At 64.4% G+C, this 22,728-nt stretch carries 26 protein-coding genes and 2 pseudogenes; 15 read left to right on the top strand and 13 right to left on the bottom strand.

The window, feature by feature from the left end:
• Positions 1–153: 153 nt before the first annotated feature.
• The 3 genes from VRZ77_RS01365 to VRZ77_RS01355 all read right to left on the bottom strand — a co-directional run bounded on the left by VRZ77_RS01365 (position 154) and on the right by VRZ77_RS01355 (position 3,190).
• The gene (locus VRZ77_RS01365) at positions 154–1,662 is read right to left on the bottom strand and encodes a tripartite tricarboxylate transporter permease (RefSeq protein ID WP_414590919.1); all 1,509 of its coding nucleotides are present in this window, start codon (positions 1,660–1,662) and stop codon (positions 154–156) included.
• A 6-nt stretch (positions 1,663–1,668) separates the two neighbouring features.
• On the bottom strand, positions 1,669–2,148 hold the full coding sequence (locus VRZ77_RS01360) for a tripartite tricarboxylate transporter TctB family protein (RefSeq protein WP_414590918.1): 480 nt from the start codon (positions 2,146–2,148) through the stop codon (positions 1,669–1,671).
• A gap of 70 nt (positions 2,149–2,218) precedes the next feature.
• Positions 2,219–3,190: a Bug family tripartite tricarboxylate transporter substrate binding protein gene (locus tag VRZ77_RS01355; RefSeq protein WP_414590917.1), complete on the bottom strand. Its 972-nt coding sequence runs from the start codon at positions 3,188–3,190 to the stop codon at positions 2,219–2,221.
• 227 nt (positions 3,191–3,417) lie between these two features.
• Here VRZ77_RS01355 and VRZ77_RS01350 point away from each other — a divergent pair, with 227 nt between their 5' ends.
• From VRZ77_RS01350 to VRZ77_RS01340, 3 genes are read left to right on the top strand one after another with little or no spacing between them, the layout of a single operon-like run.
• A complete protein-coding gene (locus tag VRZ77_RS01350) occupies positions 3,418–4,092 on the top strand; it encodes a response regulator transcription factor (RefSeq protein ID WP_414591098.1) in 675 nt (224 codons plus the stop codon).
• On the top strand, positions 4,079–5,467 hold the full coding sequence (locus tag VRZ77_RS01345; RefSeq protein ID WP_414590916.1) for a sensor histidine kinase: 1,389 nt from the start codon (positions 4,079–4,081) through the stop codon (positions 5,465–5,467). The genes VRZ77_RS01350 and VRZ77_RS01345 overlap by 14 nt, the downstream gene beginning before the upstream one ends.
• Positions 5,464–6,543, top strand: coding sequence for an ABC transporter substrate-binding protein (locus tag VRZ77_RS01340; protein ID WP_414590915.1), 1,080 nt, complete (start codon positions 5,464–5,466; stop codon positions 6,541–6,543). The genes VRZ77_RS01345 and VRZ77_RS01340 overlap by 4 nt, the downstream gene beginning before the upstream one ends.
• Positions 6,544–6,579: 36 nt before the next feature.
• Here the strand turns inward: VRZ77_RS01340 and VRZ77_RS01335 are convergent, their stop codons facing one another.
• Together VRZ77_RS01335 and VRZ77_RS01330 are read right to left on the bottom strand one after the other, a co-directional pair.
• On the bottom strand, positions 6,580–7,005 hold the full coding sequence (locus VRZ77_RS01335) for a GFA family protein (protein ID WP_414590914.1): 426 nt from the start codon (positions 7,003–7,005) through the stop codon (positions 6,580–6,582).
• 46 nt (positions 7,006–7,051) lie between these two features.
• Positions 7,052–8,257 (bottom strand): MFS transporter, encoded by a 1,206-nt coding sequence (locus VRZ77_RS01330; protein WP_414590913.1) that lies wholly within the window; start codon positions 8,255–8,257, stop codon positions 7,052–7,054.
• 73 nt (positions 8,258–8,330) lie between these two features.
• Between VRZ77_RS01330 and VRZ77_RS01325 the strand changes: the two genes are divergently transcribed.
• On the top strand, positions 8,331–9,251 hold the full coding sequence (locus VRZ77_RS01325) for a LysR substrate-binding domain-containing protein (protein ID WP_414590912.1): 921 nt from the start codon (positions 8,331–8,333) through the stop codon (positions 9,249–9,251).
• A 22-nt stretch (positions 9,252–9,273) separates the two neighbouring features.
• On the opposite strand, the gene VRZ77_RS01320 is transcribed toward VRZ77_RS01325, so the two are convergent.
• The 3 genes from VRZ77_RS01320 to VRZ77_RS01310 all read right to left on the bottom strand — a co-directional run bounded on the left by VRZ77_RS01320 (position 9,274) and on the right by VRZ77_RS01310 (position 10,933).
• Positions 9,274–9,624 carry an ethanolamine utilization protein gene (locus tag VRZ77_RS01320; RefSeq protein ID WP_414590911.1) on the bottom strand — a complete coding sequence of 117 codons (351 nt, stop codon included), beginning with the start codon at positions 9,622–9,624 and terminating at the stop codon, positions 9,274–9,276.
• Positions 9,625–9,752: 128 nt separating this feature from the next.
• Positions 9,753–10,154 (bottom strand): RidA family protein, encoded by a 402-nt coding sequence (locus VRZ77_RS01315; RefSeq protein WP_414590910.1) that lies wholly within the window; start codon positions 10,152–10,154, stop codon positions 9,753–9,755.
• A 128-nt stretch (positions 10,155–10,282) separates the two neighbouring features.
• The gene (locus tag VRZ77_RS01310; RefSeq protein WP_414590909.1) at positions 10,283–10,933 is read right to left on the bottom strand and encodes a hydrolase; all 651 of its coding nucleotides are present in this window, start codon (positions 10,931–10,933) and stop codon (positions 10,283–10,285) included.
• A gap of 153 nt (positions 10,934–11,086) precedes the next feature.
• Between VRZ77_RS01310 and VRZ77_RS01305 the strand changes: the two genes are divergently transcribed.
• Positions 11,087–11,980, top strand: a complete 894-nt coding sequence (locus VRZ77_RS01305; protein WP_414590908.1) for a LysR family transcriptional regulator — start codon at positions 11,087–11,089, stop codon at positions 11,978–11,980.
• A gap of 68 nt (positions 11,981–12,048) precedes the next feature.
• Here the strand turns inward: VRZ77_RS01305 and VRZ77_RS01300 are convergent, their stop codons facing one another.
• The gene (locus VRZ77_RS01300) at positions 12,049–12,939 is read right to left on the bottom strand and encodes a LysR family transcriptional regulator (RefSeq protein ID WP_414590907.1); all 891 of its coding nucleotides are present in this window, start codon (positions 12,937–12,939) and stop codon (positions 12,049–12,051) included.
• A gap of 98 nt (positions 12,940–13,037) precedes the next feature.
• Between VRZ77_RS01300 and VRZ77_RS01295 the strand changes: the two genes are divergently transcribed.
• From VRZ77_RS01295 to VRZ77_RS01285, 3 genes are all read left to right on the top strand, one after another.
• Entirely contained in the window at positions 13,038–14,096 is a 1,059-nt protein-coding gene (locus VRZ77_RS01295; protein WP_414590906.1) for an aldo/keto reductase, read from the top strand.
• 96 nt (positions 14,097–14,192) lie between these two features.
• Positions 14,193–14,744, top strand: coding sequence for a nuclear transport factor 2 family protein (locus tag VRZ77_RS01290; RefSeq protein ID WP_414590905.1), 552 nt, complete (start codon positions 14,193–14,195; stop codon positions 14,742–14,744).
• Positions 14,745–14,873: 129 nt separating this feature from the next.
• The gene (locus tag VRZ77_RS01285) at positions 14,874–15,209 is read left to right on the top strand and encodes an Atu4866 domain-containing protein (protein WP_414590904.1); all 336 of its coding nucleotides are present in this window, start codon (positions 14,874–14,876) and stop codon (positions 15,207–15,209) included.
• Positions 15,210–15,438: 229 nt separating this feature from the next.
• On the opposite strand, the pseudogene VRZ77_RS01280 reads toward VRZ77_RS01285, so the two are convergent.
• Together VRZ77_RS01280 and VRZ77_RS01275 are read right to left on the bottom strand one after the other, a co-directional pair.
• Positions 15,439–15,944 (bottom strand): annotated as a pseudogene (locus VRZ77_RS01280) (DDE-type integrase/transposase/recombinase); the annotation flags it as partial.
• A gap of 104 nt (positions 15,945–16,048) precedes the next feature.
• Complete coding sequence (locus VRZ77_RS01275) at positions 16,049–16,972, bottom strand: AraC family transcriptional regulator N-terminal domain-containing protein (protein WP_414590903.1); 924 nt, start codon at positions 16,970–16,972, stop codon at positions 16,049–16,051.
• Positions 16,973–17,104: 132 nt separating this feature from the next.
• Between VRZ77_RS01275 and VRZ77_RS01270 the strand changes: the two genes are divergently transcribed.
• The 4 genes from VRZ77_RS01270 to VRZ77_RS01255 all read left to right on the top strand — a co-directional run bounded on the left by VRZ77_RS01270 (position 17,105) and on the right by VRZ77_RS01255 (position 19,002).
• On the top strand, positions 17,105–17,848 hold the full coding sequence (locus tag VRZ77_RS01270; RefSeq protein ID WP_414590902.1) for an SDR family NAD(P)-dependent oxidoreductase: 744 nt from the start codon (positions 17,105–17,107) through the stop codon (positions 17,846–17,848).
• A 13-nt stretch (positions 17,849–17,861) separates the two neighbouring features.
• A complete protein-coding gene (locus VRZ77_RS01265) occupies positions 17,862–18,263 on the top strand; it encodes a VOC family protein (RefSeq protein ID WP_414590901.1) in 402 nt (133 codons plus the stop codon).
• Positions 18,264–18,282: 19 nt separating this feature from the next.
• Positions 18,283–18,609: a nuclear transport factor 2 family protein gene (locus VRZ77_RS01260; protein WP_414590900.1), complete on the top strand. Its 327-nt coding sequence runs from the start codon at positions 18,283–18,285 to the stop codon at positions 18,607–18,609.
• A 123-nt stretch (positions 18,610–18,732) separates the two neighbouring features.
• Positions 18,733–19,002 carry a helix-turn-helix transcriptional regulator gene (locus VRZ77_RS01255; RefSeq protein ID WP_414590899.1) on the top strand — a complete coding sequence of 90 codons (270 nt, stop codon included), beginning with the start codon at positions 18,733–18,735 and terminating at the stop codon, positions 19,000–19,002.
• Here VRZ77_RS01255 and VRZ77_RS01250 read toward each other — a convergent pair.
• Positions 18,992–20,247: pseudogene (locus tag VRZ77_RS01250) on the bottom strand (tyrosine-type recombinase/integrase). The gene VRZ77_RS01255 and the pseudogene VRZ77_RS01250 overlap by 11 nt on opposite strands.
• Positions 20,248–20,908: 661 nt before the next feature.
• On the opposite strand from VRZ77_RS01250, the gene VRZ77_RS01245 reads away from it, so the two are divergent.
• Complete coding sequence (locus tag VRZ77_RS01245) at positions 20,909–21,163, top strand: type II toxin-antitoxin system RelE family toxin (protein ID WP_414590898.1); 255 nt, start codon at positions 20,909–20,911, stop codon at positions 21,161–21,163.
• A gap of 17 nt (positions 21,164–21,180) precedes the next feature.
• On the top strand, positions 21,181–21,552 hold the full coding sequence (locus VRZ77_RS01240) for a helix-turn-helix domain-containing protein (RefSeq protein WP_414590897.1): 372 nt from the start codon (positions 21,181–21,183) through the stop codon (positions 21,550–21,552).
• Between the two features lie 114 nt (positions 21,553–21,666).
• Here VRZ77_RS01240 and VRZ77_RS01235 read toward each other — a convergent pair whose 3' ends face one another.
• Positions 21,667–21,903: a helix-turn-helix domain-containing protein gene (locus VRZ77_RS01235; protein WP_414590896.1), complete on the bottom strand. Its 237-nt coding sequence runs from the start codon at positions 21,901–21,903 to the stop codon at positions 21,667–21,669.
• A gap of 147 nt (positions 21,904–22,050) precedes the next feature.
• Between VRZ77_RS01235 and VRZ77_RS01230 the strand changes: the two genes are divergently transcribed.
• Positions 22,051–22,617: a hypothetical protein gene (locus VRZ77_RS01230; protein WP_414590895.1), complete on the top strand. Its 567-nt coding sequence runs from the start codon at positions 22,051–22,053 to the stop codon at positions 22,615–22,617.
• Positions 22,618–22,728: the final 111 nt, after the last annotated feature.

Raw genomic sequence — 22,728 nt, 5'->3', positions numbered from 1 at the left:
CGATCCGGCTTCAGCAACGACAAGCCATTCGGCGGAAGGCACGCGCCCGAAAACGAAGTCGAACGCCCGTTCCGGTCGACCAAACGATCTGCGGGCCGGTCAATCGACCAGCCCGCCCGGATCAGATGGAACCGTCCGCGTTCTGCCGGAACCTCATTCGACCATGCCCGGCGACCTGCCGCGGCGCGACCAGCGCTGCAGCGCCCACGGCCCCACCGCGACGAAGACGGCCAGCACCCACAGAATGAGCGAGATATTGCTCTGGAACAGGATGCTGAGCTCACCGCCGCTGATGGCGAGCGCGTTGCGCAGGTTCACTTCCATCACCTTGCCGAGCACGAAGCCGAGGATGATCGGCGCCATGTCGAAGCCAAGCTTGCGAAGTACCCAGCCAAGGCAGCCGATACCGAGCATGAGAATGATCGATTCCACGCTGGCATGGGTCGAATAGACGCCCACCACCGAGAGCACGAGAATACCCGGCACGAGGATCCAGTTCGGCAGCAGCAGAAGGCGGGAGAAGATGCCGACGAACGGGATGTTGAGCAGCAGCAGCAGCACGTTGCCGATATAGAGCGAGGCGATCAGGCCGCCGACGATCTCCGGGCGCTCCGCGAAGAGCTGCGGGCCGGGCTGGATGTTGTACAGCATCAGCGCGCCGAGCATGACCGCCGTGGTGCCGCTGCCGGGCACGCCCAGCGTGAGCATCGGCACGAAGGCGCCGGCGGCGCAGGAATTGTTGGCGGCTTCCGGCGACGCAAGGCCGCGCATGTCGCCCTTGCCGAAAGTGCCCTCGCGGTCGGAGACGCGCTTCTCAAGCGTGTAGGACACGGCGCTGGCCACCGAGGCACCGGTGCCGGGCAGGACACCGACGACAAAGCCGATGATCGAGCCGCGCAGGGTCGCGCCGATCGTCAGGACGATGTCCTTCCACCGCACGAAGGTACGTCCCACCTTGCCGATGATCGAGGCGCCGGTGGCGTGGCTCTCCAGCATCAGCATGGCTTCGGAGATCGAGAACAGGCCGATCACCAGCACCACGAAGTCGATGCCGTCGCCAAGCTCGGGGCTGTCGAAGGTGAAGCGATAGGCGCCCGACGTCGGGTCGAGGCCGACGGTTGCCAGCATCAGGCCGAGCACGCAGCCGATCATCGTCTTCACCGGCTGGCTGCCGACCATGGAGCCCAGCGTGGCGAAGGCGAAGACCATCAATACGAAATACTCCGCCGGGCCGAAGCCGATGGCGAGACTGGCGAGGAAGGGCGCGAACAGGGTCAATCCCAGGACGCCGATGATGCCGCCGACGAAAGAGGACAGGCCGCTGATCATCAGCGCCTCGCCGGCGCGGCCCTGACGGGCCAGCGGGTTGCCGTCGAGCGCGGTCATCACCGCGCCGGCGTCGCCGGGAACATTGAGCAGGATCGAGGAGATGCGCCCGCCATATTCCGATCCGGAATAGATCGCGGCGAGCAGGATCATCGTGCTCTCCGGCGGCAGGCCGAGCGTGTAGGCGATCGGCAGCAGCAGCGCGATGCCGTTGATCGGGCCGATGGCCGGGAGCGCACCGATGATCGTGCCGAGGAAGCAGCCGATCAGGCCGATGAGCAGGTTCTGCCAGGAGAGAGCGACGGCAAAGCCAGTCCAGAGATAATCCAAATTCATGATGTTCTAGCCCCGGCGCGATGTGACGAAGAGTTCGCCAACCGGCAGATAGACCTCAAGCAGGTAGCCGAAGATGACGTACCAAAGGGCTGCCTGGATGAATCCGCCAATGAGGGACGCCTTCCACGAGGCGCCGAAGATGCGGGCGACACCCGTCGTCATGACGAACATCGAGCCGGCGAAGCCGATCGGCTCGAACAGCAGCGCGGCGATGAGCACGAGGGCGGGAAGCGCGATGCAGCGCATCAGCACCGTGCCCTGCGGCCAGGTTTCGCCCTCGCCCGGCACGAAGAGGTAGATCAGCGACAGCAGCCCCAGGATCGCCGCGAGCAGGACCGGGAACACCCGTGGCCCAAGCGGATCCGACGAGAACGAGAATTCGATCACGGAGCCGGCGTAGCCATACAGCAGGCTGAACAGCAGCAGGATGATCGCGGCGATCCGATTGCTCAGCCTGTGCTGAGCCGGATGTTGATGGGCGTCCATGGGGCGTTTCCTGACGAGAGAACCCCCGCGGCCCCGCTCAGGGCGCGGCCGCGGGTCTTGTCTGTTGGGATCAGAGGCCGGCTTCCTTCGCCAGCGTCTTGAAGCGCTGGACGTCGCCCTTCACCTTGGCCTCGAAATCGGCGCCGATGGCGGTGTAGGGGAACAGGCCGCGAGCCGCGAGCTCCGACTTGAATTCGGGCGTCTCGACCAGCTTCTTGAAGGTGTCCACCCACGCGGCGTAATCCGCGTCGCTGACCTTGGCGCCGGTGTAGTAGCCGCGCCAGATCACCCAGTCGAAATCATAGCCCTGCTCGCGGGTGGTCGGGATATTGGCGAGATCGCCGGTGAGACGCTCGGGCGACATGACGGCGAGGATGCGGACCTTGCCGGCCAGATGGTGCTTCACCATTTCCGACGCATCGCCAGCGCCGATCTTGATGTGCCCGCCTTCCAGCGAGGTCAGCACGGCGCCGCCGCCTTCAAGCGCCACATAGCGCATCTTCTTGGGGTCCTGGCCCGCGCCCTTGGCAATAAGGGCGGCCTTCATCCAGTCCTGGCTACCGACGGCGCCACCGCCGCCGATCGGAAACTGGCTCGGATTGGCGGCATACGCGTCCGAGAGCTCCTTCAGCGTCTTGTAGGGCGAGTCGGCACCGACGACGATGACGCCGTAATCCGCGCCCAGCGCGCCGATCCAGCGCACGGCGTTTTCGTCGTAGCTGCCGAACTTGCCCTGAGCCAGCAACAGCGCCGAACCCGTGGACGCCGCGACGATGAGGCTGGGGTCGGCGGCCCTCTTGCCGACGACGTGGTTATAGGCGATGGCGCCGACACCACCTTCCATATAGGTGACGACCATCGGCGTTTCGATCAGCTTGGCGGCCAGCAGCGAGTTGGCGGCGAGGCGGCAGGTCACGTCGAAGCCGCCGCCGGGCTTGGCGCCCGCAAGGCATTCGGTCTTCTGCGGGAGCGCGGAAGCGCCGCCGGTGAGCATGGCGCTCACCACGCCGACCAAAGCGAATTTCTTGAAAATGGCGTTCATAGGCTTGTCCCTCCGGGGGTTTCTTGCAGCATCGTGCCTGCGTCACGGTTCGGCGCAGATGGATAGAGTGCGGAGCTGAGCGGCGGCCGACCGACGAAGGCGGACTTTCTGCCGGACGTTTCTCCATCTGTTTCCGCACCGTCTGCGCAGTGCTTGAGGATGCTTTGCTAGAGGGCATTCCTGTCATACAGCTGTCTTGGCAGCAGGCGCGCAGCCTCGGGAATCCGATGAGAATTTTGCTGGTCGAGGACACGAAGGACGTCGGCGAGGCGATTGTCGGTCGCCTCAGCCGGATCGGCCACGCCGTCGACTGGGAACTGGACGGCTCCGCCGGCATGGAGGTGCTGGGCGCCACCAGCTATGACCTCGTCATTCTCGACGTCATGCTGCCCGGCATGGATGGTTTCAGCATCCTCTCGCGACTGAGGGCGCGGGGATCGACCACGCCCGTGCTGATCCTCACCGCTCGATCGCGCGTGGAAGATCGCGTGGATGCCCTCGACATCGGGGCCGACGACTATCTCGTGAAGCCGTTCGACTTCCGCGAACTCGAAGCCCGTGTCCGCGCGCTCATGCGCCGCAACAGCGGCGAGGCAACCAATGTGCTGCGTTGTGGCGACATCAGCATCGACCGGCTGACGCGGATGGTCCGGGTGGGCGACTGCGAGGTGCATCTCAAGCGGCGCGAGCTCACGCTGCTCGAAATCCTGTCCTCCCGGCCGGGGCGCGTCTTCGGCAAGGACGAACTGCTCGACCGCATGTTCGGTCATGACGAAGCCCCGGCGCCGAATGCGGTCGAGCTTTATATCGGCCGCCTGCGCCGCAAGATCGACGGCGCGCGCGCCCAGATCGTCACCGTGCGGGGCTTCGGCTATCAGATGGTGATCGATGGCCCGGCGTGAGCCTTCGCTGTTCGTCCGCCTGTTCGCGCTCATGTCGCTGGTGCTGGCGTTCGGCGCAGCGGTGCTGATGACCGCCGCGTGGTACTCGGCCCGCCAGGCGGCGGACGAGGCCTATGACCGGTTGCTGCTCGGCGCCGCCTATCAGATCGCAGATGCGATCCAGATCCAGGACGGCCAACCCGAGATCGAGCTTCCCGTCTCCGCCTTTGAACTTCTGGCCCTGTCGGACCGCGACCGCATCTTCTATCGCGTGCTGGATCCCGCCGGGCAGACGATGACCGGCTATGAGAACCTCGACGATCCGGCTGCGGAGACCGCGGGGCCCGGCCGAGCGATCGTCGAGAATGCGGAGTTCGACGGCGAGATCGTGCGGGTGGCGCGGGTGTCACGCCGCTTCGACGACCCCCAGATGCGCGGCGACGCGGTCGTCATCGTGGCCCAGACCGTCGAGGCGCGCCGTGCGCTTGCGCGCGAGCTGACCCTGCGTTCCTTGATCCTCGTCGGCGCCATGGGCGCCATCGCCACAGGCGGAACGATTTTCGCGGTACGCCGTGCGCTGGCGCCGATCGGCCGGCTGGAAACCGCGATCCGGCAGCGCGATCCGCTGGACCTGACGCTTGTCGACGTCTCCACGCCGCGGGAACTCGCGCCCTTCGTCGCCGAGATCAACGGTTTCATCGAGCGGTTGCGGGGGCGCGTCGAGCTGATGCAGCAGTTCATCGCCGACGCCGCGCATCAGCTGCGCACGCCGCTCGCCGCGCTGGACGCCCAGGTCGATCTGCTGTCGACTGACGAGGTACCGCCCTCTGCGCGCAAGCACCTCGATCGCATCCGGGTGCGCACGCGGCAATTATCGCGCCTTGCCAATCAATTGCTGAGCCACGCCATGGTGGCGCACCGCGAACGCGCGGTCGCCAATTCGCCGGTCGACCTCACCGAGCTGACGCGGCGGGCGCTCGACGAGGCGATCCCCGACACGCTGGAGCGGGATATTCTGGTCACCCTGCACGCGCCGCCCGAACCGCTGATCGTCAGCGGCGATCCGGTCAATCTCGCGGAGGCGGTCAAGAACATCCTCGACAACGCCGTCCGCCATGGCGCTCCGTCCCGGATCACCGTTCGGCTGCTCAAACGCTCGGACCGGGCGGTGGTGGAGGTCGAGGATGACGGCCCCGGCATCCCGACGGGACAATGGTCGCGGGTTGTTCAACGTTTCGGCGCGCCGTCGTCCGACGGAAAGGGATCGGGGCTCGGTCTTTCGATCACGGCCGAAGTGCTGGCCGCTCATGGCGGCACGCTGTCCTTCATCGAGAAAGGCAGCTTCGGCTTCGTCGTGGTGATGTCGCTGGCAAAGAAGGAGCAGGAGGTCGCATGAAAGGTTTTGCTCTGCTTGGCTGCTGGCTCGGCCTCGTGCTTTTTCCGACACCCGCCGTACAGGCCCAGACCATGACGCGGTTTCCGGCGCTCACCACGCAGGTCGACACCCTGTCGATCCATGCCGCAACCGACCTTTACGCCCTTGAGCCGCTGATCCGGGACTTCCAGCAGCTCTCGCCGGGAACGCTCGTGGAGATCGTCGAATATGTGACCAACGACCTGTTCTCCACAGCGGCCCGAATATGTGCGGACGGAGGCTCGCTTGGAGACGTCCTGCTGTCGTCGTCGGTGGACCAGCTGGTGAAGCTCGCCAATGACGGCTGCGCCCAGCGCATCGAGGGCGCGGACCTTGCGCGCGCCCCGCGCTGGGCAAATTGGCGCGACGAGGTGTTCGGCTTCACATTCGAGCCGATTGTCATGGTCTACAACCGCGACAACGTATCGGCGGCCGACGTCCCGCGCACGCATCTGGAACTCGCCGAACTGCTGCGTCGCGACGCCGATCGCTATCGCGGGAGGGTTGGCACCTATGATGTGAGGCTGTCGGGCATCGGCTATCTGCTGGCCTTCAACGACGCCCGGCAGACGACGACGACCTATGGCCGTCTGCTGGAAAGCCTCGGGCGGGCTCAGGTGGTCGTGCGCTGCTGCACATCGCAGATACTGGATGAAGTCGCGGCGGGGCGGCTCCTGATCGGCTACAACATGCTGGGCTCCTATGCCTATGAGCGGGTGCGGCGCGGCCAGCCGATCGGGATCGTCATGCCGGCGGACTACACGCTCGTGCTCAGCCGGGGCGCCATGGTGCCCGTCCGCGCGCCCAACCCGAACCTGGCGACCCGCTTCGTCAACTACCTGTTGTCGGAGCGCGGCCAGTCCGTTGGCAAGAGCCAGTCCTTCTTCTTCGGATTGGACGGCTCGACGCCGCCGGGCATCGAAGGGCCGGATGTCGTGACATCGGGCATCGCCCGCCCGATCACTGTCGACCCTACCCTCCTGGCCGTGCAGGACGCGGCCCGCCGCAAGCGGTTCCTCGAAGACTGGTCGCAATCGATGATCCAGAATGCGCCGTAGACGGCCCCTGTCGGGAGCTCGGGAGATCCGGGCCGGTCAGCTTGCCGGAATGAAACGCAGGGTACCGGCCCGGCGTGTCGGCTTGCCGGTGTCGCTGGTGTGGTTGATCCCGTCCATGACCGGTACCTCCGGGAAATCGAACGGGCTCACGCCGTCGAGGCAGGCGACGTTGACCGCGTACAGGCTCTGATCGGACCGTCGCTGATGGTGGGTGTAAATCCCGCAGCGCGAGCAGAAGAAGTGCTGCGCGGCTCCACTGTGGAAGCGGTAGCTCGTCAGCATTTCCTCGCCCTCAAGGATGCGGATACCGCCCGTTTCAGCCATCGCGACGACCGCGCCGCGCATGCGGCAGTACGAGCAGGTGCAGCGCCGGATCGAGTTGAAGCCGTCGCTGAGTGTCACTTTGAAGCGCACGGCCCCGCAATGGCACTGGCCGGACCGGGTGTTCTCATCGCTTGCCATGTCTTTCCTTGTCGACGTCTCATGCGGTGCGGCCATGTGGTGCGCCTCAACGTCTTGCCAGCAGCGGTCCGAGGGCAAGGGCGAGCGGCAGATTGATCAGCGCCGCGGCGGCGGTGCCGAGCGTCGCGGCGACGGGGCCGGCGTGATCTCCGACCACACCGAACAACAACGGCGACAGCGCGCCAGAGCCGATCACGCCGGTATAGAAGATGGCGAAGGCACGCTCCGTCCGGTCGGCCGGCGCCAGTTCCGGCACGGTGCCATAGAGGACCGAGGAGGTGCCGTTCAGGGTAAGCCCCAGCAGTGGCAGGAGAACCAGCAGCGGTGCCAGAGGCAGGACGGCGGCAAGGGCGATCATGAGAGCCGTCATTCCCTCGGTGCACAGGGTGACCGCGACGATGCCCCAGCGCTGGGCGAGCCAGCCGCAGGCGAGCTTGCCCGCCGCGCCGCCCAGAAAGACGAGGGCGAGCGCCGTCCCGATCAGCGGCTGCGACGCGCCCTTCAGCTGCAGCACGAATGGCAGGAAGGTCAGGAAACCCATGCGCACGCCGGTATCGATCACCCCGATGGCCAGCAGCAGTGGAAATCCACGCCCACCGCGCCGCGCCGTCCCGGATACGGCGGCGGAGCTTGGCGGCGCCGGTTCGATCCTCGGCATGGAGAACGCGAGCAATGCGGCAACGGCCATGCCGGCGAGAGCGAGCAGCCACAGCGAGGGGCGCCACGGCGCGATGGACAGGCCGAGCGACAGCGCGGCCGGAATGATGGCCTTGCCGAGGTCGCCGCTGAAATTATAGGTGCCGAGCGGCCCGCGTGCCGCCGATCCATAAGCGCGCGCCACCGCGCTGGACGCGATGGGATGCTGGACGCTGGAGCCGGCCCCGGCGAGGAACAGCGCCGCACAAAGTCCCAGCGCTCCGCCGCTGAAGCCGGCCAGCGCATAGCCAGCCGCGGCCAGCACCGTCCCGAAGATCAGGACCGCCCGTCCGCCGAGGCGGTCGGCGAGCCAGCTCGCCGGCATCTGCAGCAAGGCCATGGCGCCGGCATAGAGACCGCGCAACAGCGCCAGCGCGACATAGTCGAGGCCGAATTCGGCCCGCCACACCGGAAGCAGCACGTAGATGGCGTCGGTGTAGCCATCGTGCAGCGCATGGGCGAGGCCGGAAAGCGCCAGCGTGCGCCGGCGGGTATCCGGCGGGCGGGACAGTGCCGGCGAAGTGGAGGAGGAGGCGATGGGGGATGAATTTGTCACGCCAGAACTCTGCACCTGCTAGAATGCAGCGCGCAAACGACTAATTTGCCCTCTCGACGTCAGATAAACTCACATGACAGCTCCCTCCAAGGATCGCCCCCTGCCGCCGCTCAATGCCGTGCGGGCTTTCGAGGTCGCCGCGCGCCGGTCGAGCTTCAAGGACGCGGCGGCGGAACTCGGCGTCACCCATGGCGCGGTCAGCCGGCAGATCCGGCTGCTGGAGGAATGGCTCGGCCCGCCGGCGCTGTTCCGCCGCCTGAGCCACGGTGTTGCCCTCACCGCCGAGGGCCGCGCGCTGCTCGCCGAGATCCAACCCGCGCTCGAACGTATCGCGCGTGCGGGCGCGGTGCACGGCCGTGAGGCCAGCGGCACCGTGGTGCTCAAGGTTAATGCCCTCGCCACCTTCAGCCTGCGCTGGCTGGTGCCGAAGCTCGGCCGGCTACGCGAAGCGCATCCCGACATCGCGATCGAGCTGACGACCGGCAGCGAGCCGGTGGACGGGCTGGCCGGCGATTACGACCTGATCATCCGCGGCGGCCCGGATGCTTTCCATGGCTTCGAGGCGCGCCTGCTGCTGCCGGAAAGGCGGCTCCCCGCCTGCAGCCCCGATCTTCTGCGCCGCCAGCCGCTGGGCGAGGTAGGCGACCTCGCGCAACACACGCTGCTTCACGTCGCCAGCATGCCGCGGCTGTGGCGCGACTGGCTGGCGAAGGCCGGGCACGGCGCTCTCGAACCGGCCGCCGCTTTGATGCTGGACCACTTCTACCTGTCGATCCAGGCTGCCGTGGACGGTCTCGGCGTGGCAATGGCACCGTCCACGCTGATCGAGGACGATCTGCGCACCGGCCGGCTGATGGTGCCCTTTCCCCATATCTCGCTGCCGTCGCGCAGCTATTTCGCCTACACGCCGCTCGACTCGCCGCTGCGCGCGGCCAGCGACCGGGTCTGTACGTGGATCGAGGGCTTCAGGCGGGCCGATCCCGAGGACCATTGAGCCGATGGCCAAGCGCCGCGAACTAGGTGTGCGCCGGCCGCCAATGCGGATAGGTGACGTAGGCGGTCAACGCGCCTTCCTCGTTGGTGCGGATGGTGACGGACTCGCCCGTGGGCATATGGACGATGTCGCCGGGGCCGGCGACGACCGCCCCGGCCTCGGTCGAGACCGTCACCCTGCCCTCCAGAATGATCATGACGTCGTCGACCGCCATGGTCTCGGCGAGGCTCTGGTGGGGCGCGTAACGGCCATAGCCGATGGTGATCGGCCCGCCGTCGCGCTCGTCGACCAGATTGCCCACGAATATATCCGCCTCCTGGCCGGGCGAGCGTTCCAGCGAGGCATCGTCGATGCTGAACTTGCGAAGCTTCATCATCTTCTCCTTCCGCACGTGTTTGCGACGCGCGATCCGGCCATGAGGCCGGTGGCAGATCGACGATCGGCGTGCCGAAATGTTTCCTCGACGAGGTTCACACGTTCGAGCGGCTGCCGCCGTGCGGCTCAGGCGATGATGGCGGTCACGCGAATCTCGATGCGCATGGCCGGCAGTCCCAGCGCCTCGACGCCGATCTGCGTCCAGATCGGCGCGTGGTCGGGCATGTACCGGCGGTAGAGACGCGCCATCGTCTCGTTCACCTCCGGGGGAAAGCCGCCGACGTGATAGGAATTGACGTGCACCACATGCTCCCAGCCCGCGCCGGCCGTGGCCAGCGTGCGCTCCACATTGCCGAACGCCTGGGCGATCTCCTCCTCCAGAACCTCGGGAATGCGCAGATCGTCGTTCCAGCCGCCCTGCCCCGATATCTCCACGCGGTTTCCGATCCGCACCGCCTGTGAGTAGTGCAGCAGGTCGCGCAGGCGTTCCCCATAGCCCGGGGTGACGAAGAATTCCGGCTTTTCCATTTGGTTGCTCCGTTCGGCGCGGCGCGGGAGGCTCGCCCCGCCGTCAATGGGCGACACGGGATGACCAGACCCGAGGAGCACGGCGCTTGCCGCCGTGCTCGGACGGGTTCCCGTCACCCCCTGTTCGATCAGCCTTCGCGCGGCACCGGCGTGTGGAGCAGCTGCTGCTCCCACAGATAGGCGATGCCGCTGCCGCCGCCGTGCTGGACGAGCACATCGGTCAGCTTGACGGCCGTGTCGAGCCGGGCCCAGTCGCGCTGCCACTCGGCAGCCACGGCCACCCACGTCATCATGTTCGCGCCAGCGGCGATCATGCGCTGGATGGCGACCTCATGTGCCTCGACCGAAACGCCGCCGGAGGCATCGGTGACCACCGTCACGTCCCAGCCCTCGCCAAGCGCCTGAATCACCGGCATGGCGACGCAGACCTCGGTCCACAGGCCGGCAATGACCAGTTGCTTGCGGCCGGTCGCCTTCACCACGTCCACCACCTTGGGGTCCTGCCAGGTGTTGATGAGCGTGCGGTCGATCACCTCCTGGCCCGGAAACACCTCGGTAATCTGCGGGAACAGCAGCCCGCCACGCTCGGCGACCACGGTGGTCAGGATCGTGGGGACCGCGAAAGCCTTCGCGGCCTTGGCCAGACCCGCCGTGTTGTTGATCACCATCTGCGGCTCGTGGCTGTTCAGGTTGGCGAGCTGGTAGGGCTGATGGTCGATCAGAACGAGGACCGAGTCTTCGGGACGAAGAAGTGACGCAAGGCCGTTACGAAAGGTCATCAAGGCTTCCTTTCTCTGCCGCCATGGACGGCAAGGAGATCACGGGAGACAGGCGCCGATGGGCGACGCTGCCGAGCGCACTCTGCCGTTCCGCTAAATTATGAAATAGTGCCATGGTCCGGCACGCTGTGTCGCAAAACGGGGAACGCCGACGTGGACATCGACGACCTCCAGACCTTCGTCGCCGTTGCCGATGCCGGGGGCGTCTCGGCCGCCGCGCGCCGACTTGGCCTATCCAAGTCGATCGTCAGCCGGCGGCTATTCCGGCTTGAGGCGGAACTCGGCGTCCAGCTTCTGACGCGAACCACCCGCGGCGCAGCCCTTACCGAGGCGGGCGTCACGTTCAGGAATCACGCCGCCCGGGCGAGCGCCGAGATCGACACCGCACGAGAAGCGATCCAGCCCGCTGGAGCACTGCGGGGCCGCCTGAGGATCGCCATGCCGATTACATTTGGCCCGACGCACTTTGCACCGGTGGTTGCCGAGATGGCGCGCCTGCACCCGCAACTCCACATCCACACCTCCTACAGCGATCGCTTCGTCGATCTGGTCGCGGAGGGTTTCGATTGCGCGATCCGGGGCGCCTATCTTCAGGACTCCAACCTGATCGCGAAGCGGGTCGGGCCGATCCATGGCAAGCTGGTCGCAAGCCCGGATTATATCGCGGCGAACGGATCGCCGGAGTCGCTGGAGGAACTCGTCAACCACCAGGCCCTCATGCAGGGCACGGAAGCCTGGCAGTTCATGGATGGCGACCGGATCGTCACCGTCCAGCCGCAGGGCAGGTTCAAGGCCGACAGCGCGACGGCGCTCGCCGCCGCGGCGGCGGCAGGTCTCGGCATTGCGTGGCTCCCGGACTGCATCACCTATGAATATGTGGCCTCCGGCGCACTGGTCCCGATCATGACCGGCTATCCAGTTCCCCCGGGGGCCGCCTATGTCGTGCGCCCGCCGGGTCAGCATCCCACACGGAAGGTCCAGGTACTCACGGAGATGCTGATCGAGAACTTGGCACAAAATCCGGAGATTTGGGGTCAAGACCGCTGAATGCGCGAGGAAGGCGGAGCACCAGCAGAGGTCGAAGGCTAGAGCGGCCCCAGGCAGATGCTTAGCCGCTAGGACCACCGCTTTACGTGGTCGACCAGCGCCCGGAGCTTTGGGGCGAGATTTCGCCGGTTGGGGAAATACAGGAAGAAGCCTGCGAAGGGCGGGCAATAGTCTTCGAGGAGAGGCACCAACTGGCCGGCGGCGATATAGGGCCTGAAGGTCTCCTCCATGCCGAAGGTGATGCCACCCCCGGCGCAGGCCGTGCGGATCATCAGCCACATGTCATTGGTGGTGATCTCAGGATCGACGGCGACGTCGAACTCGCGCCCGCCCTCGCCAAACTCCCAGCGGTAAGGCGCGGTTTGCGGCGCGGGACGCCAGCCTATGCAGCGATGCTGCGCCAGCTCGGACGGATGGGAAGGCTTACCGAAGCGTTCGATATAGGCGGGCGCCGCGACCACGGTCTGGCGCTGCTCACCTGAGACGGGAACCGCGATCATGTCCTGGTCGATCACCTCGCCAAGCCGCACCCCGGCATCATAGCCCTCCGCCACGATGTCGAACTCCTCATCGGTGACGGTCACATCGAGCTGAACCGCCGGATAGGCGTCCGCGAAGCCCGCAAGCAGCGGCCCCGAGATGAAGCGTTCCGCGATCGAGGACACCGCCAGCCGCAAAAGCCCGCTCGGCGCCGTGTCCCGATCCGCTGCGGCGTCCAGTGCCAGGCCGACCTCGGCGATGGCCGGCGCCACGCGCTGGAAAAGCTGCTCGCCGGCCTCGGTCAGGCTGACGCTTCGGGTCGTTCGCTGGACCAGCGCGACGCCAAGGCGATCTTCCAGCCGACGGATGGTCTGGCTGACCGCCGGCCGCGTCACGCCAAGATGCTCGGCGGCCGCGCGGAAGCTCCGCCGCTCCGCGACGACCAGAAAGACAGAAATTCCGGTGAGATCCATTGCCATTGGTAACATGTGATTACCAGCGTAGTCACCATTGGGCAAGTTGTCCGCTCCTCACCAGGCCTCTAGGTTTTGATCAGTCAAATTGAGGTGGCCGACACATGACACTCGCTGATTACAAGCTTTTGGGTCGCTCGGGTTTGCGTGTTTCACCGTTGAGCCTCGGCACCATGACGTTCGGATCGGATTGGGGTTGGGGTGCGGATAGTGACGAGGCGCGCCGCATCTTCGATCTCTACGTCGATCATGGCGGTAATTTCATCGATACCGCGGTGAACTACACCAACGGGGCGGCCGAACGCTTTCTCGGCGCGTTCGTCGGCGACAAGCGGGAGCGGCTCGTCCTCGCCACGAAGTTCACCATGGCCCGTGAGCCCGGTAATCCCAATTCGGGCGGCAACCATCGCCTCAACCTGGTGCGCTCGGTCGAGCAAAGCCTGAGGCAGCTCGCCACCGATCGGATCGATCTTCTCTACCTCCACGCATGGGACATGACGACCCGGCCGGACGAGGTGATGCGGGCGCTCGACGACCTCGTCCGGTCCGGCAAGATCCTCTATCTCGGCATCTGCAACACGCCCGCCTGGCGGATCGCCGAAATGCAGACCCTCGCCGACCTGCGCGGATGGTCGCCCTTCGTCGCGCTCCAGATCGAATACAGCCTGGTGGAGCGCACCGTCGAGCATGAGCTCATGCCGATGGCCGCGGCGATGGGGCTCGGCGTGCTCCCGTGGTCGCCGCTGGGCGGCGGCGTGCTGGCTGGCAAATACACCCTTGCGGACGTTCAGGATTCACGCGAGGCGGCAGTGTCTTCCAGTCGCAAGGGCGTCATCGCCTCGTCGGGGCATCTCAACCAGCGCTCGATCGACATCGCGCAGGAGGTGCGCGCCGTGGCCGACGAGGTGGGAGCGACGCCTTCCCAGATCGCGCTGGCATGGACGCTCGCGAACCCGGCGGTCGTCTCGCCGATCATGGGCGCACGCACCCTCGCCCAGGCGCAGGAAAATCTTGGCGCGCTGGACGTGGCCCTGTCGGCGGACCAGCTCGCTCGCCTGAACCGGGTCAGCGAACCCGATCCGATCTTCCCGGCCCGCTTCGTGGAGCGCCCCCTGATCCAGCAGCTCATCTTCGGCGGAGCTGCCGTCGCGCTTCGCAGCTGATGTCGAAGGAGAGCGACCGGCAACCGCCCGCCTTCTGACCGGCCGCAACGCCACAAGACTTACGGCTCCCCACATGCCAACGAGAGGAACCATCCCATGACCCTCTTTTCATTGCACGCCCGCCTTGCAGGCGCGGGCCACAGGCTGCTCATCGCGTCAGCCTTCCTTGCCGTCATCGCTCCGGCGCATGCCGAGATCACGGCATCCGACCCGGGCGCGGAGACCCATGACACGGCCATCGAACGTCGGAACAGGGCCATCGTTCAGGATGCCTTCGAGAAATGGCGCGGCGGCACCTATGTCTTCGGCGCGCTTCTCGCCCCCGATGTCGTCTGGACGATCCACGGCTCCGGCCCGGTCGCCGGCACATACCGTAGCCAGGACGACTTCGTCGAACGGGCATCGCGCCCCCTGACCAGCCGTCTCGCCACCCCGATCGTACCGGAGGTGCGCGGCATCTACGCCGTTGGAGACACGGTGCTCATCCGCTTCGACGGCTCGGCCACGACGACCTCCGGCGCACCCTATCGCAATCGGTTCCTCTGGATGCTGCGGATGAAGGACGGGCTGGTCGTCGAGGCCGAGGCGTTTCTCGATCTCGTCGCCTACCAGCAGGTGGTCGAGAACAACGAGCCGCGCCCGCAATAGCCGGCAGCGTCTGGCCTTGCCACGACAAGCCTCGCGCCGTGCGCGCAGAGCCGGCGATCCCTGAACCCCTGCGGCGCCCCGTTCGGCTTTCGCGGCCGACAACCCACGTCGAGATCGAGGAGCCCGATCATGCGCCACGCCTTTGCGGTCGTGATGACCGCCGCACTCTTGAGCCAGCCCGCTTATGCCGAGGAGCCCGCATTGCAGCCCAACCATCCCTATGCCGGCATGTGGGTCACCGACGATGGCCGCGTCCGCCACCAGCTTCTGCCCAACGGCCGCTATGTCGAGGCGCGCGGCACACGCGAGCTGGCCTATGAAGGCCGCTATGAAGTGACCGGCACGCATATCGAGTATTGGGACGACACCGGCTTCACCGCCGATGGCGACTTCGTGAACCTCGATACGCTGCATCACGGCGGGATGGTGTTGCGTCGTCGAGCGGGTTCCGCCGCAACGCCGTGACGTCCTGCGTGCGGCAATGGCGGCGCGCCCTCACAGGTCATCCCGTCCTGTCCCACTGCTTCAGCAGGTTGACGAAAGCCCAAAATTTCGTGGACCGACAGCCTCAGTGAGCCGCGGTAGCGAGCTGGATACTTGCAGCCCCTGTATTCGAGGGGGTGGCAAACGGCTACCCGGACGACACTGCACCGGCCGCGCCGAGGTGCCGCGCCGGCCGGACAGGCGCTCAAGATCACCAAAGGGCCGCCCCTGGCAGTATTGCCGGGAGCCGTCCCTTCCGAGGCTTAGGCAGCGGACTCATAACGCCAATGGGCTCCAGCAGCCGGCGATGGTTGAACCGGTCGACCCAGGTGAGCGTCGCGAACTGGACGGCCTCGAAGGATCGCCAGGGCCCCCGCCGATGGATGACCTCGGCCGTGTAGAGGCCGTTGATCGTCTCGGCGAGCGCGTTGTCATAGCTGTGACCGACGCTGCCGACCGAGGGCTCGATGCCGGCCTCAGCCAGCCGTTCGGTGTAGCGAATGCTCACCTATTGCGAGCCGCGGTCGCTATGGTGCACCAGGCCGCGGCGATGGGCGGGCCGTCGCTCGTGAAGGGCCCGCTCCCCAGCGCATCCAGCACGAAGCTGGCATGAGCGGTTCGGCTCACCCGCCAGCCGACGATGCGGCGAGCATAGGCGTCGATCACAAAGGCGGCGTAGACGAAGCCCACCCAGGTGCTGACATAGGTGAAATCCGAGTGGTGCGACGACAGAGGTTGAGAGGTGAACACAGTTTCTCGGGAAGAGCTTTACGAGCAGGTTTGGTCCAAACCCATGACCCAAGTTGCCGGGGATTATGGCGTTACGGGTACGGCGTTGAAGAAGACCTGTGATCGCTGCTCGGCACGTCCCCAGAGCCGCGCAGCCTCGCTGCGTCTTTCGACGGCGGCAGACCGAACTGCCGGGCATATTCCCGGCTGAACTGCGTCGGACTTTCGTAACCCACGCCAAACGCAACCGATGTCGCATTGCCTTCGCCGGCAATGAGGAGCGATCGCGCGTGCAGCAACCGTACGTGCTTCTGATACTGCAGCGGACTGAGCGCCGTCACCGCCTTGAAGTGGCGGTGGAACGCGGAGACACTGAGTGCGGCCATCTCCGCCAAGGCATCGACGCGTAGCGGCTTGGCGAAGTTTTCCCTGATCCACTGGATGGCGATGCCGATCCGGGACAGAGCAGTGTCAGGGGTCGCAACGTCCCGCAGCATCCAGCCGAGCGGCCCCTGCAAAACCCGGAAGAGAATTTCGCGCTCGTAGGCCGGAGCAAGAGCTGCAATCTCATCAGGGCGTTCCATCAAGCGCAACATTCGCAGCCAGGCGTCGAGCAGTTCGGGTGTCACCGGCGCGACCGAGAAGCCGGAGCTATAGAGTTCGCCCCCGGCAGGTTTGGGCAGATCCGCCAACAGATTGGCAACGATCGCGGGCTCGAGTGTCAAGCTCACTGCGAGATAGGGATCTCCGACGGCAGAGGCGTGCACGGACCCCACTGCCGGCAAATCCACTGACATCACGAAATAGGTGGCGGGATCGTATCGGAAGGTGCGGTCGCCAACAGTCATCGTCTTTGATCCGGTCAGGATCAGATTGATCATCGGATCGTAGACGGCTGCGAGCTGATGCTCCGGGATCTCCCCCTGAACCATGGCGACGCGTGGAATGCCTGTTTCCGTCCGGCGGTTTTCCGCCTGGGACGCCAGTCGTCTAAGTTCTTGAAGCTGTGTATCCATGGATTTGTTGTTTCACACGACCTGCTCCGCTTCAACAGGAAAGCAGAAATAGGCAATATTCGAAGAGGATCGTGAGAGCGGGACGTACGGCATAACGGCTATCGTTTGGGCATCCGATTGAAGGAGTGCCAAATGAGCATCGTCATCATCACCGGGGGAAGCCGGGGCCTTGGAGCCAGCATCGCAGTCCAATGCGCCAAGCGCGGCATGGGCGTCATTCTGACCTACAACAGCAACCGGCAGGCGGCCGAGAAGCTCGTCAGCGCCGTCGAAGCGGACGGCGGCAAGGCCGTCGCTCTGGAGCTGGACGTCAGCAGCACCGCTGAATTCCCGGCGTTTCGCGATGCGGTACGGCTAGCATTGGCGGCGACCTGGAACGCTAATTCCTTCGACGTCCTCGTCAACAATGCGGGCTATGGCCTCTACAACCCGATCGCAACGGTGACCGAAGACGAGTTCGACGGCCTGTTCCGCGTGCATCTCAAGGGTCCGTTCTTCCTCACCCAGACACTCCTTCCCCTCATGGCCGATGGCGGCCACATCGTGAATGTGACGAGCGCGACCAGCCGCGTGGCCACTGCTGGCGTGGCGCCCTATGCCTCCTTCAAGGGCGGGCTCAAGGTGCTGACCCGCTACATGGCCAAGGAGTTTGGCGACCGCCGCATCCGCGCCAACTCCGTCGCGCCGGGACCGATCCGCACCGAGCTGGGCGGCGGCCTCACGGATGAATTCGAAGCACTCCTTGCCGGGCAGACCGCGCTCGGTCGCGTCGGGGAGCCCGACGACGTCGGCTGCATGGTCGCCAGCCTGCTCTCGGACGAGAACCGTTGGGTCAATGCCCAGAACATCGAGATCGGCGGCGGCTACATCATCTAAAGGAGGCTCACACATGCTCGACCATATTTTCCTTAACGTCAGCGACATCGAGCGCTCGATCGCCTTCTACGGGCGGGTGCTCCCGATCCTCGGGATCACCGCCCGCCTGGACTATGACGGCCGGGACGGACCGCCCGGCCACCCCGACCTCAAGGGCTTCGGCGCCAACGGGCGCATGTTCTTCTGGCTGCGCGCGGGCACGGCCGCGCCCGGCGCGGTACATGTCGGTTTCGTCGCGGATTCCGAAGCCATGGTGGACGCCGCCTACGCCCAGGCCCTGGCGGCGGGCGCCACCGAGATCCATCCACCCGGTCCGCAGCTGCATTATGACCCCCGCTATTACGCGGCCCAGGTCCGGGATCTCGACGGCTACAGCGTCGAATTCGTCTTCAAAAGCTGGCAGCACGCGAGCTGATGCGATGAGCAATACCATTTTGCGCGCGAAAGCCGATGCGCTGATCGCCGCGACCAACGCCTTCGACGCCGACGCCGCAGTGACCCTGTTCACGCCGGATGCGATAATCGACGATCCGTCGACGGGTCACCGCTTCGACGGTCACGCCGGAATTCGCGACTATATCGACCGATATTTCGCGGGCTATCACACGGTCACACGCTTCCTCTCCATCGAGAGCCTCGGTGAAGCCCGAGCCCGTGTGCGCGTCGATTTCACGGGGGATTTCGGTCACGAAATCGGCCTCCTCGATATCTCCATCAACGCCGACGGGTTGATCACGCGCATCGACGCGGACCTCGAATAATCAAGAAGAAGAACCACATCCATGAACACATTCATGATCTATGGTGCATGTTCCTGCGGGGGCTTCAATGCGGAAGATCTATCGCCTTCTATCTCCACATGAGCAAAGAAGTGGAGATACGGTATGAGCGCCGCGCAGCATGTCGCCCGCAGGACAATTCGCCGGCAGCAGCTACGAGAAATCGTGCCGCTTGCCGACAGCACGATCTACGACATGGAGCAGCGAGGAGAATTCCCGCAGCGCTTCTATCTCACCTCGCGCTGCGTCGTCTGGGACTTGGCAGAGGTCGAAGCCTGGCTCGACGCTCGACGCCATGCCTCTCGAGCTAACACCCTTAAGCGCGCTCCCAGTCCCGATGTGAGATTGCGCCGTTCGCGGCCCGTCAAACACTAGGCTCGAGCTCAAGCAGCTCCATCGTGGCCGGGAGTAAAGTCGGGACATACTTCCGCCCCAAGACCCAAGCGTCCACCAGATTGGACCACTCTTGCGTCATATGCCGGCGTTGATGCTCGTACTCTGCCTTGTTGTAGACACCACGCGAGGATCGGCCGTCCTCGTGCGCCAGGCACTTCTCGATCCAGTCACTGTTGAAGCCGAGCTCATTCAATAAGGTCGAGCCCGTGCGTCGAAGATCGTGAACCGTGAAGGGCTCGAGTGGCAGCCCCTCCTTTTTCGCTCTAACGACCACTGCGGTCGTGATCCGATTGAATGTCGCCCGCGACATTGGCGCGTCAGCGTCATATCGCGACGGAAGGACATAGCGCGAATTGCCGGCGCAGGTTTTCAACGCGATGAAGATGTCGACGGCCTGCTGAGACAGGTAGACGTTGTGTGCCTTCGAGCGCTTCATTCTTTCCTTGGGTACCGACCAGACGGCGTTCTCGAAATCGACCTCATCCCAAGTTGCATCCTGGAGCTCGCTCTTCCTGACCATCGTCAGGAGGAAAAGCTTCATTCCCAACCGTATGGTCGGCAGTGTCGGCACATGCTCAAGCTGACCGAGCATGACGCGGATCTCCGCAGGCGATAGGGACCGATCCTTCGGCACGAAGGTCGCGATGGACGCAGGCCCAACCTCATCCGCTGGGTTGGCGACCTTCTCGCCATGCAGGATGGCGAATGCAAAGATCAGCTTCACGATATCACGCACATGGACGGCCGTGGCTGGAGCGCCGCGATCCTTCACTTTCCCACACATCATACGGAGATCGTCCGGCGTGATCTCCGTCAGGAGCCTGTTTCGGAATGTCGGCAGAATGTCTCGCTCGTAGATGGAGCGCCGCATAGCCCGCGTGCTGTCCGCCATACGCGACTCCTGGAACCACTTTTCGCCGAACTCGCCGAACCGCTTCGCTTCCTTCAGTCGACGCTTGTCGTGCTGCTTCTCTTGAGCAGGCGACCGCCCCTCTGAAATGGCCCGCTTCGCATCGATTAGCTTCTCGCGAGCCCTGGCTAGCGAGAGGCCGTCAGGGCCATATCGACCCAGCGTCAGCGTCTCGCGCCGTCCGTTGAGTCGGTAGTCGTACCGGAACACGATGGCCCCTGACGGCTGGACCACGACGTACATACCGTCACGATCGCTCACCTTGTACAATTTTTCTGTGGTTTCAGTGCCTTAATCGCCGTGTCGGTTAGCATGAGGGCCTCCAAATCTGTCCAAAAACAGCAGAGAGGCGCCAATTATACCGTCAGGTCAAAACCGGGGTCGCTGGAAGCGATTTTCTCCCGCCTTTTTCGCTATTTACGGCCAAAAACCATACCGTCAGCAGCTCTCTTAGCCCTGACGGTATAGAGAAATCCCCGACCGAACAAGTTCCCCCATACCGTCCGCTATACCGTCAAATCGGAGCATTGCTCCTCGATAGACGGCGATAGACAGTGATAGTTTTATTCTGTGTTTTCAGTTAGTTATGTCGTACCACGGCGTACAATCGGATACTGCCGGAGGGGCAAAAATCATTCCCACTCGATGGTCAATAGGGTTGAGCCATCATTGTATTTATTAAGCTTTCCGCCCGCGTCCAAAATCGATACCAACAGCAATACCAACATAATACAGGCTCAAATTTCTTAGATTATAAATAGATAGACTTGCAATCATGGGCGAATTCGTATCGTAAACGAACGCCTGCGGAATGCGAACCAAAAATGGCGAAGAACGGAAGGCGGCTTTCGCTTTGGCCCACCCCCTCACGACGAAAGTCGGGGTTCGATTCCCCCGGCGAGCACGGAGATACGACCTTTCGTTCGATAGCATTTTGCTATAGCCGAATTGATAGCAATGTGCTACGTCGCGCGTATGAAAGAGATCGCCTACAGCAAAGACGCTCTGCGCGCCCTGCGGAAGGCGCCTCGGAACGTCGCTGAAACGATCATGGGCAAAATCGCCCAATATGCTGCCGATCCAGCGAGCCTAGTGAACAACGTCAAGGCCCTGAAGGGTGAGCCGGGCATCTATCGCCTGCGGATCGGCGACTGGCGCGTCGTCTTCGCTGAAGATGGGCGGGTGATCTCGATCATCCGGGTTGCCCCGCGCGGGAATGTCTACGACTGAGGCCAAGGAGGGCCGCCATGAACACCCAGATCATCACCACCCCGGCCGGCGACCGTCTGGTTGTCCTGCCGGAGGCCGACTATGAAGCGCTCGTCGCAGCCGCTGAGGATGCCACCGACATCGCGACCGTGCGCCGTTTTAAGGAGCGCCTCGCCAGCGGTGAAGAAGAACTCGTGCCCGCCGCCATTGTCGATCGACTTGTGGCCGGCGAGAATGCCATCCGCGTTTGGCGGGAACACCGTGGCCTGTCCGCTAGTTCACTCGCCGAAAAAGCCGGTATCGCGCAAGCTTTCCTATCGCAGATCGAAACCGGCAAGCGCGACGGCACCGTGACAACGCTTAAGAAGATCGCCGATGCTCTGTCGGTGACGGTCGACGACTTGATTTGAGAAATTTCCTGGCCGCCGCGTGCGAGACCGAAGGGAACTCGCGATTGGCAGGGCTTGGTCCAGCTTATCCGCCAAAGACCCCGCCCCCCTCAAGGAGGTGCCATAGATCGGGCGTCAATCAGATGCCGCCGGCTTCTGGAAGCGCACCCCGGCGCCGCCGCCGTTCTCGGGAATGAACTCAATCCCTGCGGCTTCAAAAGTGATTCTGATGGCCGCGACCGTAGCAGCCCTGAGGCGCTCGCCGCGCTCCAGACGCGCGATCGTGTCGGGTGAAACGTTCGCCTTCTGCGCCAAGTCACGGGTGCCCCAGCCGAGAGCCGCACGCGCCATTCTGGACTGAATCGGTGTCATTTCGTAACGGTGATACGATTATTCATTGAAGGGTGCCGTCGCAAGAGTTATCGTATCCACGTTACGATTGTCGTTTAGACGGCCGTTCCGAGTGTTGGCCCACTCAGAACGGCCTGACCACAACCCAAGCTGTCTGGAGCTCGGATCATGGCTGATTCTGAGATTAGCATGAGTCTGTCCCGACCATCCCGGAGGGACCTTCTCGCTGCCGCCCTGGCGACGGTCGGCGGCTCTTCCTTCAACAGTTCTGCTGCAGCCGCACCGCAGGATGCCGTCACAACGGATGCCGCACTCATAGCGTGGAAAGCATGGCATCATGCACACCGACGAACCCTTGCCCTGTGCCGGAAGCAGCAGCGTCTAGAGTCCGAACTCGCGCGAGCGGTAGGCTTTCCGCAGGTGCTTCTTCATGCAGCCGAACTGCCGTCCCCGGTGCGAGTCAGCTCTCTACGGCAGTTCGATGAGCTTGCGGCCGATGTGCCATCGCTTTGTATCCAGCGCGACGAAGTCGGGGCAGCGCTGCGAGTACATCAGCAGCGTTGGGACGACGCGGATCGCGCCATAGGTTACACCGCGACTCAGAAGGAAGAGGCGGCGGCTTCCGATGATGAAGAGCGACTGATTACGAGGCTCTTTACAGCAGACACCACCTCTCTGCGTGGCGTCTTGGCGAAGCTTGACGTCCTCATTGCCCTCGGTGTTGATTTCCACTGAGATCTGACCCGGCAGGAGCGGATTTTTCCATCGAGAACTGACCCATGTTTTCACCACGTCTCACGCGGCATCGCGGGGGACAGCGGAGTGATCTACATGGAGTTATTGAGC

This window comes from Ancylobacter sp. G4_0304, assembly GCF_047501495.1.
Classification (GTDB): domain Bacteria; phylum Pseudomonadota; class Alphaproteobacteria; order Rhizobiales; family Xanthobacteraceae; genus Ancylobacter.
This window is presented reverse-complemented; position numbering and strand designations above follow the sequence as displayed.

Excerpts from the sequence above, each read along its gene's own strand:
- VRZ77_RS01255 (WP_414590899.1), top strand. The coding sequence starts at position 18,733 with ATGAGCGCCGCGCAGCATGTCGCCCGCAGGACAATTCGCCGGCAGCAG.
- VRZ77_RS01355 (WP_414590917.1), bottom strand. The coding sequence starts at position 3,190 with ATGAACGCCATTTTCAAGAAATTCGCTTTGGTCGGCGTGGTGAGCGCC.
- VRZ77_RS01345 (WP_414590916.1), top strand. The coding sequence starts at position 4,079 with ATGGCCCGGCGTGAGCCTTCGCTGTTCGTCCGCCTGTTCGCGCTCATG.
- VRZ77_RS01350 (WP_414591098.1), top strand. The coding sequence starts at position 3,418 with ATGAGAATTTTGCTGGTCGAGGACACGAAGGACGTCGGCGAGGCGATT.
- VRZ77_RS01335 (WP_414590914.1), bottom strand. The coding sequence starts at position 7,005 with ATGGCAAGCGATGAGAACACCCGGTCCGGCCAGTGCCATTGCGGGGCC.
- VRZ77_RS01275 (WP_414590903.1), bottom strand. The coding sequence starts at position 16,972 with ATGGATACACAGCTTCAAGAACTTAGACGACTGGCGTCCCAGGCGGAA.
- VRZ77_RS01270 (WP_414590902.1), top strand. The coding sequence starts at position 17,105 with ATGAGCATCGTCATCATCACCGGGGGAAGCCGGGGCCTTGGAGCCAGC.
- VRZ77_RS01230 (WP_414590895.1), top strand. The coding sequence starts at position 22,051 with ATGGCTGATTCTGAGATTAGCATGAGTCTGTCCCGACCATCCCGGAGG.
- VRZ77_RS01365 (WP_414590919.1), bottom strand. The coding sequence starts at position 1,662 with ATGAATTTGGATTATCTCTGGACTGGCTTTGCCGTCGCTCTCTCCTGG.
- VRZ77_RS01295 (WP_414590906.1), top strand. The coding sequence starts at position 13,038 with ATGACACTCGCTGATTACAAGCTTTTGGGTCGCTCGGGTTTGCGTGTT.
- VRZ77_RS01240 (WP_414590897.1), top strand. The coding sequence starts at position 21,181 with ATGAACACCCAGATCATCACCACCCCGGCCGGCGACCGTCTGGTTGTC.
- VRZ77_RS01340 (WP_414590915.1), top strand. The coding sequence starts at position 5,464 with ATGAAAGGTTTTGCTCTGCTTGGCTGCTGGCTCGGCCTCGTGCTTTTT.
- VRZ77_RS01285 (WP_414590904.1), top strand. The coding sequence starts at position 14,874 with ATGCGCCACGCCTTTGCGGTCGTGATGACCGCCGCACTCTTGAGCCAG.
- VRZ77_RS01265 (WP_414590901.1), top strand. The coding sequence starts at position 17,862 with ATGCTCGACCATATTTTCCTTAACGTCAGCGACATCGAGCGCTCGATC.
- VRZ77_RS01245 (WP_414590898.1), top strand. The coding sequence starts at position 20,909 with ATGAAAGAGATCGCCTACAGCAAAGACGCTCTGCGCGCCCTGCGGAAG.
- VRZ77_RS01235 (WP_414590896.1), bottom strand. The coding sequence starts at position 21,903 with ATGACACCGATTCAGTCCAGAATGGCGCGTGCGGCTCTCGGCTGGGGC.
- VRZ77_RS01315 (WP_414590910.1), bottom strand. The coding sequence starts at position 10,154 with ATGGAAAAGCCGGAATTCTTCGTCACCCCGGGCTATGGGGAACGCCTG.
- VRZ77_RS01360 (WP_414590918.1), bottom strand. The coding sequence starts at position 2,148 with ATGGACGCCCATCAACATCCGGCTCAGCACAGGCTGAGCAATCGGATC.
- VRZ77_RS01310 (WP_414590909.1), bottom strand. The coding sequence starts at position 10,933 with ATGACCTTTCGTAACGGCCTTGCGTCACTTCTTCGTCCCGAAGACTCG.
- VRZ77_RS01325 (WP_414590912.1), top strand. The coding sequence starts at position 8,331 with ATGACAGCTCCCTCCAAGGATCGCCCCCTGCCGCCGCTCAATGCCGTG.
- VRZ77_RS01320 (WP_414590911.1), bottom strand. The coding sequence starts at position 9,624 with ATGAAGCTTCGCAAGTTCAGCATCGACGATGCCTCGCTGGAACGCTCG.
- VRZ77_RS01300 (WP_414590907.1), bottom strand. The coding sequence starts at position 12,939 with ATGGCAATGGATCTCACCGGAATTTCTGTCTTTCTGGTCGTCGCGGAG.
- VRZ77_RS01290 (WP_414590905.1), top strand. The coding sequence starts at position 14,193 with ATGACCCTCTTTTCATTGCACGCCCGCCTTGCAGGCGCGGGCCACAGG.